Below are 14,676 nucleotides of genomic sequence, written 5' to 3'. Positions count from 1 at the left end.
TCTGTATCTAAAATACAATAAGCATCTAAAGAAACAAAAAAGCTTGTAGAAAAAACATCGTTTTCTCTACAAGCTGACTGCCTTATGAAAAGGCAGTCTTTTTTCTAATGCAGAACATATTTTTTCAAAATGTCCATTGTCATGCTTTTCGCTTCTGTGCCGGTACCGTCAATGTTCGTCACGAAACTGTACACTCCGTTTTCGGTTTTGACAAAGCCTGCATACCAGCCGATGCCTGAGCCTGAACCGGTTTTTCCATAAAGCGTATAATGATCCTCATCTTCCTGAATCATCATCCGCTTCACTGTCTTCATTACGCTTTTATCAAATGGCAGTTTTTCTTTGTATAAGGCTTCCATAAAGTCCGTTTGTTCCAGAGGAGAAATCTTAAGCGTGCTGCTCAGCCAAAATTGGTCAATGCCGCCGCTGATATCTTGATTGCCGTACGCTATTTTATCAATCCATTCCTTCATTCGCTCTTCTCCGATGTCTCGGGCCATCGCTTGATAATACCAAACAACGGAGTATCTCATGGCAGATCCTAGCGTGTGATCCTGATTCCATACATCGAGCTCACGTTTTACACCGTCCCAGTATTTGATGTCATATTCATCTTTAACGGCGCCTGTTTGTAATCCAATGAGCGCGTTTGGGACTTTAAAAGTCGATTGCGGCGCATATCTTTGTGTCGCGCGTTGATCGCCGTAGACGAATGTTTTTTCGTTTTTCAGATCACGTAAGATAAAAGTTCCGTCGTGATCAGTGAAAAACTCATCGACATTCATTTTCTTTAGATTGGGACTCTTCTCAGCAGCAACAGCTTCTCTAGGTGTTTGCAAACTTGATGTCAAAAGGACAGCTGCGCCGATAAGTGATAAAACAACCGCTTGAATTTTTCGCTTATTCATACGTGTCACCTCAGCAAATGTAAAATAAGAGAGGGGATGATTTCCACTCTCTTTTATATCTTCTGCTTAAACGCCTCGATCAGCTTCGCTCCTGTATAGCCCTCTTTTACAAGAGATTCCAGAATGGTTTCAGTGCCTTGCTGTTTTCTTGTCACCATTTGTCCGTAAATTAAAACCGAGATGCTTTCTTCCAGTTCAGCAATATTCTTCACAGCTGCAGTCAGCTGGGCGGGGCGGTTGCTTTTTTTCGTAATCGTCACAAACACTTTGACTTCAGCTTGTTTTTTTTGAAGCTGGTCAAAAAAAGACAAGTGCTCCTTCGGAACAAGCGCTTCAATCAGCCAGTGATTTTCGCCGTCTTCTTTATTGATAATCAGTCCGTCAATAAGGGGAAACTGTTCAATTGACTTTTCTTCCTTGTCCACTCGTTCCACGTTCAGGTCAACCAGTTTAAAGGTTTTCATTTTTATCTCACCCCATTTACTTACAAAGAATTCTTAAAATGAATTATAACACATATTCATTTTTCCGTGAAAACGCTGTAATGCCGGGGACAATTTATTTTGTACTGGCACAACATTTAATAATTTCTATTTTTTCATTATACTGTAACTGACTATGGATTACGGAGAGGTGTGTATGAATCGATTTCATTTAAAGGAAATTTATATTGACGGCACTCCGGCGGATCAGCGTTTGATTCAAACGAATGAAGCTTATATGTTAAGCCGTAAAGATATTTTTGAGGTTCATCTATATAGGAAAGAGAGGATGATTTTTTTATACGAAACTTATGATGGGATGGAACAGTACAAAATCCAGCTGTCGCTCCCGGAAAAGAAACTCAGCTTTCAGTGGTTTGCATGGGACGGCTCTTCTTATGTCTGTATGAATACGCAGCATTGGCTGACATCTAAATTGTTTTTCCGGTTTTTAAAAAATACATATTTCTTTAGAGGGAAAAAACAAAAGCTGTTTTTAGCTGAGGGAAAAATGAAAACGAAAGATAAAAACAGAGGCTGAAATGCGATTTTGAGCGTTTTTCTTTTCTTGTTGCATCGTCTACAATACGTGTAACCGCAAGGAGAGGAGGAATCGCAATGTTCAATCAGGTCATGCTTGTCGGACGTTTAACAAAAGACCCTGAGCTTCGGTACACTTCTGCAGGCGCGGCAGTCACACACATTACGATTGCAGTTAACCGCAGCTTCAAAAATGCTTCAGGAGAAATTGAAGCGGATTACGTCAATTGCACGCTTTGGAGAAAAACGGCCGAAAACACGGCGTTATATTGCCAAAAAGGCTCTCTCGTCGGCCTAAGCGGACGGATTCAGACAAGGAGCTATGAAAATGCGGAAGGTGTCAAAGTGTACGTAACTGAAGTGATGGCTGATACTGTTCGTTTTATGGACCCTAAACCTCGGGAAAAAGCTGCCGATTGACATCCCCCTGTTCCTCCCGCTTTAAATCCCATTCACGATTACTTTTCTTCGCATCATCCCCTCTGTATTGACCAGTCGACCAGACTGGTTTTTTCTTTCTGTTTGAGATAGGAAAAATTGGTTCTTATGATGCATTTTTACTTAATTTCACTTAACAATATTGATTGTTAATATATAAAAACTTATAATTACTTAAAGATAACGTCATATGAAAAGGAATGAGGGCGTGTACCAAGAAGAAAGATTAGTAGCGATTGTGGATTATCTAAAGGAGCATAACCGCATTACAACCGAGCAGATCTGTACGCTCCTTCAGGTGTCCAGAGATACAGCACGGCGGGATCTTGTGAAGCTGGAGGAACAGAATGCCATTATTCGCACAAGAGGCGGCGCCATTCTGCCGTCTGTGCACCAGAAAATCCAAGGGTATTCCGGCCGGCTGAAAACAGTGTCCGAGGAAAAAAACAAAATTGGCAAACTCGCCGCATCACTGATCCAAAATGGCGACCGGGTTATTTTAGATGCGTCTACAACCGTTCAGGCGTGCGCTAAACACTTAAATGCAGACGACTGTACGGTTATCACCAACTCCATTAATCTCGCGGAAGTGCTCTCAGACAAAGATGGTATTGAGATCTATCTTCTCGGGGGCAAGCTTGAAAAGGAGCACCGTTTCTTGTACGGCGCGTCTGTGATTGAAAAGCTTTCAAGCTATCACGTCGATAAAGCGCTGATCGGTGTTGTCGGCATTTCTGAACATGGCATTACGATCGCGCATGAAGAAGATGGGCTGGTGAAGCGAAAAATGATTCAGCAGGCGAAGCAGGTGATCGCCCTTGCGGATTATTCGAAGCTGGGAAGCACAGGTTTTTATCAGTACGCTGAGCTGAGTGAAATTGATCTCTTGATCACAGACCGGCTGCCGGATCAGGCGTTTTGCGACTTGCTTGACCTTAATGGCGTCGAACTTCTCGTGACAGAGCAGGATGAAAGAAAGGGCTGATAAACGTGAAATTGATTGCGATCGACTTAGACGGAACCTTGCTGAACAGCAAGCATCAAGTAAGCTCAGAAAATGAAAATGCTCTGCGGCAGGCGCAGCGGGACGGGATTGAGGTTGTTGTATCAACGGGACGCGCTTATTTTGATGTCGTGTCAATTTTTGAACCGCTCGGGATCAAAACGTGGGTCATCAGTGCGAACGGCGCTGTCATTCACGACCCTGACGGCAGGCTTTATCATCAGGAAACAATCGATAAAAAACGGACGTATGACATTCTCTCGTGGCTTGAGTCAGAAAACTATTATTATGAGGTTTTTACAGACTCAGCCATTTATACGCCGCAAAACGGCAGGCAGCTCCTTGATGTTGAGCTTGACCGGATCAAAAGTGCGAATCCAGAGGCTGACCTTTCTGTTCTGATGCAGGCAGCCGAGGTGCAATACAGTCAATCGGGCTTCGCTTATATCGACACGTTTCAAGAGCTCTTTGAGGAGGATAAACAGATTGATTTTTACAACATTCTTGGCTTTTCTTTCTTCAAAGAAAAGCTGGAGGCCGGCTGGCAGAGATACCAGGATGATAAAGATCTGACACTTGTCAGCTCTGCTGATCATAACTTTGAGCTTTCCTCCAAAAAGGCATCCAAGGGGCAGGCGCTGGAAAGGCTGGCAAAGCGGCTTAACATTCCAATGAAGGAAACAGCAGCCGTGGGCGACAGCTTAAATGACAGGTCTATGCTGGAGGCTGCCGGAAAAGGCGTAGCGATGGGCAATGCGCGGGAGGACATCAAAGCGATAGCCGACGCTGTAACCCTGACCAATGATGAACATGGCGTTGCCCATATGATTCGGCACTTGCTGTAAGGTTTATCTTTTGAAAAAAAGTGCATCCTGTACATAACCGGCGTAACGGATTCTGTGAAATTCGGCGTGACGGCGATGAACGGAAAAAAGCTGGCTCTTTTAAGGAGCCAGCTTTTTTGCGGTTATTGTGCCTGCGCTGAGGCGCTTAATGTAAATAATTCTTCGAGCTCATCTGTAGACAGCTCGGTAATCCAGTTTTCGCTTTGGATAATTTGGTCGTTCAGCGTTTGCTTCGTTTCAAGCATCATATCAATTTTTTCTTCAATTGTTCCCGTTGTAATCATTTTATGAACGTGGACAAACCGCTCCTGCCCGATGCGGTATGCCCGGTCAGTGGCTTGGTTTTCAACAGCCGGATTCCACCATCTGTCATAATGAATGACGTGATTGGCGGCTGTCAGATTGAGCCCGGTGCCGCCCGCTTTCAGCGACAGAATCAGTGTCGGGTATTCTTTCTTTTGAAATTTCTCAACGAGTGCATCACGGTCTTGCTTAGAAAGACTCCCGTTCAAAAACTGCACAGGTTCGCCGAAAGTTTTTTCAAGCAATCGCTTCATCATGTTCCCCATTTGAATATATTGCGTGAAAATGAGACAGCTTTCGTTTTGGGCGCGGATCGCTGTCATCAGCTCAAGCAATTTTTCAAGCTTGACCGAACGTCCGGCCAGCAGCTCGGTTTGATCTTCCTTCAAATAAAGCGCGGGGTGATCGCATATTTGTTTAAGCCGTCCGAGCATGCTGAGGATCAGTGCTTTTCGCTGCATGCCTGTCAGTGACGTCATATGTTCAAAAGTGTCTTTCACCAGCTGCTCATAGAGAGACGCCTGTTCGGCTGACAGCGGAATAAACTCTTTTTGCTCCAGCTTGTCGGGAAGGTTTAATGCGACGTCCTCATCCCGTTTTGTCCGCCGAAGGAGAAACGGCCGGATTAATTGCTGAAGCTGTCCGATTCTTTTTTCGTCCCGGTCCTTTTCGATCGGCAATACATAGCGTTTATGGAAACCGGTCAGACTGCCAAGGTAGCCTTTATTCATGAAGTCGAAAATCGACCATAGCTCAGTCAAGCGGTTTTCCATCGGAGTTCCGCTCAGCGCGATATGGTGAATGCCCTTCAGCTTTCTGATTGCGCGTGATTGTTTCGTGTGCGCGTTTTTAATATTTTGTGCTTCGTCAAGACAAATTGTGTTCCATGTCACCGAAGAAAGCTCTTCAGAATCGGCATGCGACAGCCCGTAGGAGGTTAAGACAACATCCGCGTTTTCATAATAGCCGGTGAAGTCTTCACCCTTCGGACGGCGCGGGCCGTAATGGAGAGCGACCGACAGATTGGGCGCGAAGGTTTGAAGCTCCCTCTGCCAGTTGCCGAGTACGGATGTCGGCGCGATGATCAGATTCGGCGTGTTTTGCCGTCCGCTTTCCTTCACATGAAGAAAATATGCGATCATCTGAATGGTTTTCCCAAGCCCCATGTCATCGGCCAGACAGGCGCCAAAACCGCTTTGCCGCAGAAACAGCAGCCAGTTCATGCCGTATTTCTGATACGGGCGGAGCGTGCCTTGAAAGGAGGGGCTGACCTCATGCTCCGGCAGATTTTCCGCTGTTGTCAGCTTTCGAATCAGTGATCTGAGCTGTTTTGACAGGTCGAATTGAATCCCGGCAAAAGCGGATGTATCCATGATGTCTGAGTCCTCAAGCCCGCCTTCCTGCTGATCCATCAGCTCGCGTGCCAGAATATCAGACATATGGAGCCCTTCTGATTCCGCTTTCTCCATCAGCCGTTTCATCTGTTTGATAAACTGCGGATCTATTTTCACCCATTGCCCGCGAATATTGACGAGGCGCCTGTTGCTCGCGACAAGCTCGTTAAATTCATCCTCTGTCAGCTCAATGCCGTTTGTCGCAAACCGCCAGTTAAAATCAAGCAGCGCATTCATGCCGACAAATGATTCGCCGCGCGGGGCGGAAGACACCTTTGCTTTAAGCATCATGCTGCTGTCTCTGACAATCTGCCACCAGGATGGCAGGAGGATTTCAACGCCCATATCGACAAGCGTCTCACTTGCCTCTGACAGGAAAATCCAGGCTTCTTCCTCTGAAATCAGCGTGGTGCCGGAATCAAATGACAGCCACGGAACCGTTCGATGAAAGCGGTCCTGCTCGCGTGCGATTTTATCGCTGTAGGCCTGCCACGATTTTTTGAGGCTCTTCAGCCCGTCAAAAAATACAACCGCACCGCTCTTTTTATCGCGTAAAAACATTTCGATTTTCCAGTCATCGCCGTCAAAGTCTGGTTCATTCAAGCGGAGGCCGACCGTAAACGGGGTTTGATCGTCAACCCAGCCGATGCCTTCGAGAAAATCCTCTTCATCCAGAAAATGTCCGCGAAATGTTGTGATCGCAGGTGATTTTTCTTTGATATTTTCCCATTTTTCACGCAGTTCGTCGTCATATTGAATATAATCCTGCACCGCGGCTGAAAACCATTCCGCAGTAAAGCCATCCAGTATGCTGTCCCGATCCTTCCAGCGGAAAACACCGTTTGTCCATGCTTCGTAGTCAGGCAGGAAATCGCCGTCCGCGATAAATTCGTAAATGGTGGACGCTGCCTCAATCAGCGGTTCCGTTTCTTCTGTAAGCTGCACGGAGCTGAATGAGTTGAACGAGTTTTTGCCGAGAAGCTCTACAGTCATCCATGGAGAAAGCAAAACCGCGGTTGTCCCGATGAAGCTGACATCCTCAAGGAAGGTTCCGTAAAATGAGGATTCGTGCCATTGAAACAAATGCTTTTTCATGTGGCTGTAGGGAAGGGGCTGCTCATTCTCATCAAAGGCTGAGAGCGTGAATGACCCGTCTTCCATTTGTTCGACGTGAATAAGTATTTCTTTAAGACTCGCCATCAATCAACTTTCCTTTCTGCAGTTCTTCTTGAAGGGCGCGCAGGCGCTTGTAATGTGAGCTCAGCTGCTGAATATAGCGTTCCCATACCTTCAGTTTTTTCGCTTTTTTGTAGAGCGTCCGCAGTTTTTTCAAATACCGGGCCGCTTCCTTGTAAGAGCTGCGGTTTTTCTGGTCGATAAAAAAGGCCACTTCTCTGTGGTAAGCGGGTATAAGGGCCTCGGGATCGCTCGCCGCGATTTCTTTGAGCATCGTTTTATCCATTTCATAAATTGAAAAGCCAACAAGGCTGTGGATTTCGATCCACTCGGCATAACGCTTTTTCTCATACAAATGATGGCTGTATTCTGTGAAAGTATATGGCAGACAGCCTGCCGCATAGCGTTCAAACAGCGCCTGGTCATTGGTTTGCTTCACATACGCGTTCAGCAGAAGAAACAGCTCGCCAATCACATCACGAATTTCTTTAAAAGGCTTATCCAGCTTTGTATAACCAATCGCAATCGATTCAATCCGGAGGTACCATGCTTTGAGCCGTTTCCAATCCTTTTTTGCGGTGATTTCACTCAGCCATTGGAACGTATACGGCAGCGCTTCCGGCGGAAATTGGTCGGTTTCCGCAAAAATAGCGTCATCATGTTTCTGCAAAAATTCTAAATGCAGACGCCCGAATTGCAATTCAGGAGAAAACCGCCGCCCGGCTTCTTTTTGCAGGATCTCTTGCTCACGCGCCACCCATTTCGGCCGCGGCAGCAGCGCACTCCAAATTTCACCGAAAATGCGGATGCGTTCATATTGAAAAATATCTTCCTTCAATAAGAGATCCCGAATGACATCCGGCGTTTTCTCCAGGAAGGGATCGAGTGCAAACGACAGCGCGTACGTTTTTAATTTATCAATTGAGCTGTAGATCGTGTCCATCAGCTGTTCGACATAAGGATTGAGGGAATAAAAATCATGCTCGGGGTCCAGTTTTCCTTCTTCAATCAATGTAAACATGCGAAGCCACACCGCGATCGCTGAATGAATCTGATACAGGCTTTTCAGCTCCGGCTTGTTCGGGGCATGCTTTTTCAAAGCGGACAGATAGCCGTAATAGAGGGCCTGCATGTTTTGGCTGCCTTCAGCCGTGCGTGCCTGCCAAAGAGAAAACTCTGAATCGAAAAAAGCAAGCCAGCTTGAAAGCGACTCTTCATTAGGCAGCACCTTCTCTTGGAATTGACGCCGGACGAGCTCTTTGCTTTCTTCAAGCTTTTCCCTCTCCAGCCAGTGCTCTGTAAAAGTTCCCACTCGTTCAAACATTGCATATACATATAAAAAAACAGCCAGCTTATGGCGGCAGATTCTCCCAGACGGACATGAACAGCCGCTTTTGGCTATGACAAATAAGTTCAATGTGACACGCACAGGCACAACATCCTGCACGTAAGCCGTAACTTCCGTCGGACTCACTGCTTGTAAACGATAGACTGAATCCTGCCGATATAAAATAAGGGCTTTTTTGATCAGCTGAACATTTTCCTCGCTGTAAGGAAGAAGCTCTTTTAATTGTTCAGCCGATGCCAGCACATCGTCTTTAGAAATCATATTCTGAAGCATGATTATCGCTCCTAACCGAGTCACGTAATAAAAAGATCCAATTTCTCTATTATATCGCAACACAACGGCATGAAAAAGTTTTTCCTAAAATAGGACATAAAAAATGGGATGTGTCGAATGATGTATTAGAGATTGCAAAACGAGAGCCGGCATCATATAATAATCGTGTTTTCAACTTAATGGAAGCTGAAAGGAATAAAATGATGAGTGAAAAGAAATTGAATCAAGAAGAATTTCTTAAAATTTTGATGCATGCACATGATATTGGTGAGCAGTCATCTGAGATGACCACAAAGGAAATGCTTGAAAATTTGATTTCTCATATTAAAAATGGATACGCAACATAAAAATCCCGCAGGTTTTTAGCGGGATTTTTTTTCTGAATAATGACCGGAAGGAGAAAAAGAATCAGCTCTGGCAAGACAATAAATAGAGCGCTTACATGATAGAAGCTGAAAAACTGTTTTTGTAAATTATTGTCGAATATTGTCACGTGAAAAGATGGAGAAATGCTGTTTTAACGTTGTATAATCGTATGGAAAAGGATGTTATAAGCTGATTTGGAGGTATCATGGGAGAATCTACTAGTTTAAAAGACATACTATCAACGTTAAGGAAACGCATACTTTTGATTATGATTGTAACCGCAGCTGCGACTGCTGCCGGCGGATTCATCAGTTTCTTCGCACTTACACCCATCTATGAAAATTCAACTCAGATCTTGGTCAATCAATCGAAAAACGACCAAAAAGAAGTCCAATTTAACGATGTCCAAACCAATCTTCAATTAATCAATACGTACAATGTCATCATTAAGAGCCCTGCTATTTTAGACGAAGTGATTAAAGAGATGGGCTTGTCGATGACATCCCAGGAGCTGAATGAAAAAATTACTGTTTCCAGCGAGCAGGATTCCCAAGTGGTCAATATTTCTGTCAGAGACGGGAGCGCGGAAACAGCGGCTCACATTGCCAACACTGTCGCATCTGTCTTTAAAGACAAAATCACTTCGATTATGAATGTTGATAACGTAAGCATTCTGTCAAAAGCCGAGGTTTCTGGACATCCGTCGCCTGTATCGCCAAAACCGCTGCTGAACATCGCCATCGCGTTTGCGGCAGGATTGGCAGGAAGCATCGGACTGGCCTTCCTGCTTGAGCATTTGGATAATACGATCAAATCGGAAGAGCAGCTCGAAACGTTGCTGGACATACCGGTATTAGGGACGGTTTCCACCATTGCGAATGAACAGAAAACAGCGAAGAGCTTAAAAGGCATTCAATCTGATAAAGCGGGGAGTGGACATTTTGGCGCTTAGAAAAAGCAAGGGCTCATGGAGTCGCAAAAATGTCATTGCGCTGACAGAGCCGAAATCCTTGAATTCAGAACAATATCGAACGATTCGAACAAATATAGAGTTTTCTTCAGTGGACCGCCAAATGAAATCTGTGATGATCACTTCGGCGTGCCCTGGAGAAGGGAAGTCTACCACAGCTGCTAACCTTGCTGTCGTATTTGCACAGCAGGGAAAAAAGGTTTTGCTCATCGATGCAGATTTGCGAAAACCTACAGTACATACCACTTTTCAACTAGAAAATATGACAGGCTTAACATCCGTTTTACTGAAAAAATCCTCACTGAAACAGGCTGTGCAAACGTCTCAGGAACAAAATCTTGATGTGCTGACGAGCGGCCCGATCCCGCCGAATCCGGCTGAGCTGCTTTCCTCCAAGTGGATGGAGGAGCTTGCGGATGAAGCGTGTGCGGCCTATGACATGGTGATTTTCGATACGCCGCCTATTCTCCCTGTAGCAGACGCGCAAATTTTAGGGAACGTCGCAGACGGTTCCGTTTTGGTTATTTCAAGCGGGAAGACGGAGAAAGAAAAAGCCGCAAAAGCAAAAGAGGCGCTCGATTCGTGCAACAGCAAGCTCCTCGGAGCCATTATGAACGGCAAGAAACGCTCGAAGCACTCTGACTACGGATACTACGGACATGAAGACAATTTCATACAAAAATAAATAACGTGCATACTGCCCGTTATTTATTTTTGCGAAAAAGGAGGCTAATAAATGATTGATATTCACTGCCATATCCTCCCGTCAATGGATGACGGGGCAAGGCACCTGGACGACAGCGTCGAAATGGCCAGGGCGGCTGTTCGTGAGGGAATCAGAACCATCATTGCAACCCCGCATCATAAGAATGGTTCATATGAAAACGAGCAAATCGCTGTCAGAGAAGCGGCAGACCTGTTAAACAAACGTTTAATGAAAGAGAAAATCCCGCTCACCGTACTGCCGGGACAGGAAATCAGAATCTACGGGGACTTGAAACGGGATTTGGCTGAAGGGCGGCTGCTGTCACTGAATGACACGAAATATATCCTGATTGAGTTTCCGTTTGATCATGTTCCGCGATATGCCGAGCAGCTTTTTTATGATTTGCAGCTGAAAGGATACGTTCCGGTTATCGCGCATCCCGAACGCAATAGCGAAATTCGCGAAAATCCGTCCTTGCTGTATCATCTTATAGAAAAAGGAGCGGCATCTCAGTTGACAACCGGAAGCCTCGCAGGAGTTTTCGGGAAACAGATGAAAGCATTTTCGCTGCAGCTGGCTGAAGCCAATCTGATACACTTCTTAGCCTCAGATGCTCATAATCTGAAAACAAGAGACTTTCGCTATCAGGAGGCTCTCCGTGTTCTTGAGAAAGAATTCGGTACGGAATATTCTTATATGCTGACAGAAAATGCTGAGCTTCTTCTGCAAAATCATGCGATTTACAGGCAGGAACCGAAGCCGGTCAAAAGAAGAAAACGATTCGGGCTCTTTTGATCTGCAATTCTCATTTCCCCACTTTCTTTGTGAGAACGATATAATAGTATATTGTATGATTGAATCATATTTCAGAAATCTGTACAGGCTGTTTCCGGGAGATCATCCGCATTCATGTCAGGATATTCTCATACGATAATACGGAAGCTGTAAAGCAGCAATTTAACTGTTGGAGGGAAACAATGAATATAACAGTCATCGGAACAGGCTATGTCGGTCTTGTGACAGGTGTTTCTCTTTCTGAGATTGGCCATCATGTAACTTGCATTGATATTAACGCTCACAAGATTGAAGAAATGAGAAAAGGCATTTCCCCTATATTTGAACCGGGTCTTGAAGAGCTGATGAGAAAAAATATAGCTGATGGTCGGCTGAGCTTTGAAACGAGCTACGAGAAAGGCTTAGACCAGGCAGAGATTATTTTTATAGCGGTCGGCACACCGCAAAAAAACGACGGACATGCGAATCTGGAGCATATTACTGATGTGGCCAAGCGTATTGCCCGGCACGTGACGCGAGATGCGATCGTCGTAACGAAAAGCACAGTGCCTGTCGGAACAAATGATTGGATTTACGAGCTGATTACCAAACATCTTGCGAAGCCTGTCAGCATATCGATCGCATCCAACCCGGAATTTTTACGTGAAGGGTCAGCCATCCATGATACGTTTCATGGAGACAGGATTGTGATCGGAACAGCCGATCAGGACACCGCCAGAAAACTGGAAGAGCTCTTTCTTCCGCTCGATATCCCGGTTTACCAAACGGATATCAGAAGCGCCGAGATGATCAAATATGCCTCAAATGCCTTTCTGGCCACTAAGATCAGTTTTATAAATGAGATTTCGAATATATGTGAAAAGGTCGGCGCTGATATTGAATCTGTCGCATACGGCATGGGGCAGGATAAGCGGATCGGGAGCCAGTTTTTAAAAGCGGGCATTGGCTACGGCGGCTCTTGTTTCCCAAAGGATACGAACGCCCTCGTGCAAATTGCGGGCAATGTCGAGCATGATTTTGAGCTGCTGAAATCGGTCATCAGGGTCAACAACAATCAGCAGGCGATGCTGGTTGATAAAGCGCTGAACAGGCTTGGCGGAGTGACGGGAAAAACGATCACCCTTTTGGGGCTGTCATTTAAACCGAACACGGACGATATGAGAGACGCGCCGTCGATTGTCATCGCTAACCGCCTCGCCGCACTAGACGCCCATATCAAAGCCTTCGATCCCATTGCCGTCAGCCATGCGAAGCATATTTTGCCGCAGGCTGTTGAATACAAAAAAACGATTGCGGAAGCCGTTAAGGGGGCAGATGCCGTCATGATTTTAACGGACTGGGATGAGATTAAACAATTTTCATTAGCAGATTATCAAGATTTGATGGAGCAGCCGCTGATTTTTGACGGTCGAAATTGCTATTCATTAGAAGAGGCTGCCGCCGCCGGAGTGGAATACTATTCTGTAGGCCGGAAAGCGGTTGTTCCGGCAGGTGCAATGTCATAGATGTAAAGGAAAGACTGGCGGGATGCCGGTCTTTTTTTTGTATTTATACGATGGATATATTCGCTAAGGTTTACCTATTGTTTGAAACTAGTGGGTGCTGCCTACAGATTTTCAGTTTGAGCAATACGCGGGCATGGGGACAGTGGAATTCTTTGATTAATTCGGTTGGAATACGCGTATAAAGAACATCCCATCATGCTTTTACAAATTGATTCAGACGATGATATTGATTTGTTGTGGGGAGACGTCGGCATCGCAAATTTTTTCATCACACCTGATCATGTAAGGGGAAAAGACTTTTCAAACGTTCTGTACAATGGGGACTGCAGCTAATACAAGCTTTTGATCCAAAGGGTCACCCCTGCCGCCAATAGGGTCAGAAGCGGAAATGAAATAAGCCAAACAATAAAATCAGGCGCGGCTGAGTCAATACAGAACATAAAGATGACCAATAAGCAGAGCACTGTAAGAGGCATTGACCAAAGGCCGTGTTTTCTAAACAATAAAGTGCCTGCCATTCCAAATACAAAGAAGGACAGAAAAGGAAAAACCACGAAAAATAACATCATCGGACTGAAAAAACTCATTGTCATCCCTCCGTTTCACCTCTTAATCTTTACAAGATTTTACCACATAAGAAAATGAACAGATCATCAAATCTGCCTCTTTCAAGTGTCTTTTTGACTACGACTTTAGAATTTGTCACCATATAAAACGCTTGCATTGACCTTATAACGAACAAAAAAGAGACTTTAGACCTTCGTATTTAGAGCATTATAAGCCTAAATTAAGCCGTTTACCCTATTTAAGCCGCCTTCCGGCTATTTTAAAATATAATATATGGAAATAAAGTATGGAAAAGTCTATCTTCATCAGCCCCTCCATACGACTTTTTGAGTATTAAGAGGTGATACAGATGGGTTATGAAAGTGTATTAGCAAATATCAAAAGTTCACTTAACGGAAAAATTTCAGACGTTGAAGACAAGATTGAAAAGCTGAAAAAAGCAAAAAAGGATATAGACACACTGCAAGAAGAGGCAATTACTGAAATCAAAGAAATCGTAAAACCGGAATTGGGCAAGCACTGGACAGGAACAAAAGCGGATGATTTCGATAAAGGAAGAGAAGAGGCGAAATCTGAAGCATCCAAGATTGTGAATGATAAATATAACGAGTATATGGCTTCGATTAACGGTAAAATTTTTGATCTTGAATGGGATAAAGCTCAATATGCATCGGAATTGTTTGTAGCAAATGGTGCAGCAGATCTTCTTAAAAAGGGAGAAGAGTTCGCGGAAGAAGTCGGAAATACAATTAGTAAACTAAAATGGTGGTGATCTTTTTTTATGTCAGAAATTAAGCTGAAGTACGACACAGTCATCAAAACATTAGATTCTGTCAAAGATGCGCTTGCTGACGTATCAATCGGCGCCGCGGGGTCCAATGGGAAAAACAAACTCGATTATACCAAAAAATATCATGAGCGTGAGGAGAACATCAAAACCATGCTCGGAGACTATAAAAAAGCGGTACAGAAAAATATCGAGGATACAAAGGATAATGTTGATTCACTCAAAGAGCAGGACGAGGCGATCGCGGTAAAATAGAACAGAAAGGGCAGT

At 44.7% G+C, this 14,676-nt stretch carries 16 protein-coding genes and 1 pseudogene; 12 read left to right on the top strand and 5 right to left on the bottom strand.

Going from position 1 to position 14,676, the window contains the following annotated elements:
- Positions 1-104: 104 nt before the first annotated feature.
- Entirely contained in the window at positions 105-908 is an 804-nt protein-coding gene (gene blaOXA, locus MTN95_RS18685; protein ID WP_248339668.1) for a class D beta-lactamase, read from the bottom strand.
- A gap of 53 nt (positions 909-961) precedes the next feature.
- The gene (locus MTN95_RS18680; RefSeq protein ID WP_059292379.1) at positions 962-1,372 is read right to left on the bottom strand and encodes a YwpF-like family protein; all 411 of its coding nucleotides are present in this window, start codon (positions 1,370-1,372) and stop codon (positions 962-964) included.
- Positions 1,373-1,547: 175 nt separating this feature from the next.
- Between MTN95_RS18680 and MTN95_RS18675 the strand changes: the two genes are divergently transcribed.
- From MTN95_RS18675 to MTN95_RS18660, 4 genes are all read left to right on the top strand, one after another.
- Positions 1,548-1,931: a hypothetical protein gene (locus tag MTN95_RS18675; RefSeq protein ID WP_024123112.1), complete on the top strand. Its 384-nt coding sequence runs from the start codon at positions 1,548-1,550 to the stop codon at positions 1,929-1,931.
- Between the two features lie 77 nt (positions 1,932-2,008).
- On the top strand, positions 2,009-2,350 hold the full coding sequence (gene ssbB / locus MTN95_RS18670; RefSeq protein ID WP_024123111.1) for a single-stranded DNA-binding protein SsbB: 342 nt from the start codon (positions 2,009-2,011) through the stop codon (positions 2,348-2,350).
- Between the two features lie 226 nt (positions 2,351-2,576).
- Positions 2,577-3,353, top strand: coding sequence for a transcriptional regulator GlcR (locus MTN95_RS18665; RefSeq protein ID WP_024123110.1), 777 nt, complete (start codon positions 2,577-2,579; stop codon positions 3,351-3,353).
- A gap of 5 nt (positions 3,354-3,358) precedes the next feature.
- Positions 3,359-4,216, top strand: coding sequence for a Cof-type HAD-IIB family hydrolase (locus MTN95_RS18660; RefSeq protein WP_248339667.1), 858 nt, complete (start codon positions 3,359-3,361; stop codon positions 4,214-4,216).
- Positions 4,217-4,338: 122 nt separating this feature from the next.
- Here MTN95_RS18660 and MTN95_RS18655 read toward each other — a convergent pair whose 3' ends face one another.
- Positions 4,339-7,113 carry a DEAD/DEAH box helicase gene (locus MTN95_RS18655; RefSeq protein WP_248339666.1) on the bottom strand — a complete coding sequence of 925 codons (2,775 nt, stop codon included), beginning with the start codon at positions 7,111-7,113 and terminating at the stop codon, positions 4,339-4,341.
- Complete coding sequence (locus MTN95_RS18650) at positions 7,100-8,710, bottom strand: SWIM zinc finger family protein (RefSeq protein WP_248339664.1); 1,611 nt, start codon at positions 8,708-8,710, stop codon at positions 7,100-7,102. The genes MTN95_RS18655 and MTN95_RS18650 overlap by 14 nt, the downstream gene beginning before the upstream one ends.
- A 203-nt stretch (positions 8,711-8,913) precedes the next feature.
- Here MTN95_RS18650 and MTN95_RS18645 point away from each other — a divergent pair, with 203 nt between their 5' ends.
- The 6 genes and pseudogenes from MTN95_RS18645 to MTN95_RS18620 form a co-directional block, all read left to right on the top strand.
- Positions 8,914-9,057, top strand: coding sequence for a YwzD family small protein (locus tag MTN95_RS18645; RefSeq protein WP_010332161.1), 144 nt, complete (start codon positions 8,914-8,916; stop codon positions 9,055-9,057).
- A gap of 224 nt (positions 9,058-9,281) precedes the next feature.
- The gene (gene tkmA / locus MTN95_RS18640) at positions 9,282-10,028 is read left to right on the top strand and encodes a protein-tyrosine kinase activator TkmA (RefSeq protein ID WP_024123106.1); all 747 of its coding nucleotides are present in this window, start codon (positions 9,282-9,284) and stop codon (positions 10,026-10,028) included.
- Positions 10,018-10,731, top strand: a complete 714-nt coding sequence (locus tag MTN95_RS18635) for a CpsD/CapB family tyrosine-protein kinase (protein ID WP_044159636.1) — start codon at positions 10,018-10,020, stop codon at positions 10,729-10,731. The genes tkmA and MTN95_RS18635 overlap by 11 nt, the downstream gene beginning before the upstream one ends.
- A gap of 51 nt (positions 10,732-10,782) precedes the next feature.
- Positions 10,783-11,547 (top strand): tyrosine-protein phosphatase, encoded by a 765-nt coding sequence (locus MTN95_RS18630; RefSeq protein ID WP_248339663.1) that lies wholly within the window; start codon positions 10,783-10,785, stop codon positions 11,545-11,547.
- Between the two features lie 182 nt (positions 11,548-11,729).
- Positions 11,730-13,052, top strand: coding sequence for a UDP-glucose dehydrogenase family protein (locus tag MTN95_RS18625; protein WP_248339661.1), 1,323 nt, complete (start codon positions 11,730-11,732; stop codon positions 13,050-13,052).
- Positions 13,053-13,143: 91 nt separating this feature from the next.
- Positions 13,144-13,385, top strand: a pseudogene (locus MTN95_RS18620) (DUF1963 domain-containing protein); the annotation flags it as partial.
- On the opposite strand, the gene MTN95_RS18615 reads toward MTN95_RS18620, so the two are convergent.
- The gene (locus tag MTN95_RS18615; RefSeq protein WP_044159633.1) at positions 13,382-13,639 is read right to left on the bottom strand and encodes a hypothetical protein; all 258 of its coding nucleotides are present in this window, start codon (positions 13,637-13,639) and stop codon (positions 13,382-13,384) included. The pseudogene MTN95_RS18620 and the gene MTN95_RS18615 overlap by 4 nt on opposite strands.
- 329 nt (positions 13,640-13,968) lie before the next feature.
- On the opposite strand from MTN95_RS18615, the gene MTN95_RS18610 reads away from it, so the two are divergent.
- On the top strand, positions 13,969-14,391 hold the full coding sequence (locus MTN95_RS18610; RefSeq protein ID WP_101859834.1) for a YwqH-like family protein: 423 nt from the start codon (positions 13,969-13,971) through the stop codon (positions 14,389-14,391).
- A gap of 9 nt (positions 14,392-14,400) precedes the next feature.
- Positions 14,401-14,661 (top strand): YwqI/YxiC family protein, encoded by a 261-nt coding sequence (locus MTN95_RS18605; RefSeq protein ID WP_003227825.1) that lies wholly within the window; start codon positions 14,401-14,403, stop codon positions 14,659-14,661.
- The last annotated feature ends 15 nt before the right edge of the window (positions 14,662-14,676 follow it).

It is taken from the genome of Bacillus sp. 2CMS4F (assembly GCF_023161785.1).
Classification (GTDB): domain Bacteria; phylum Bacillota; class Bacilli; order Bacillales; family Bacillaceae; genus Bacillus; species Bacillus halotolerans.
This window is presented reverse-complemented; position numbering and strand designations above follow the sequence as displayed.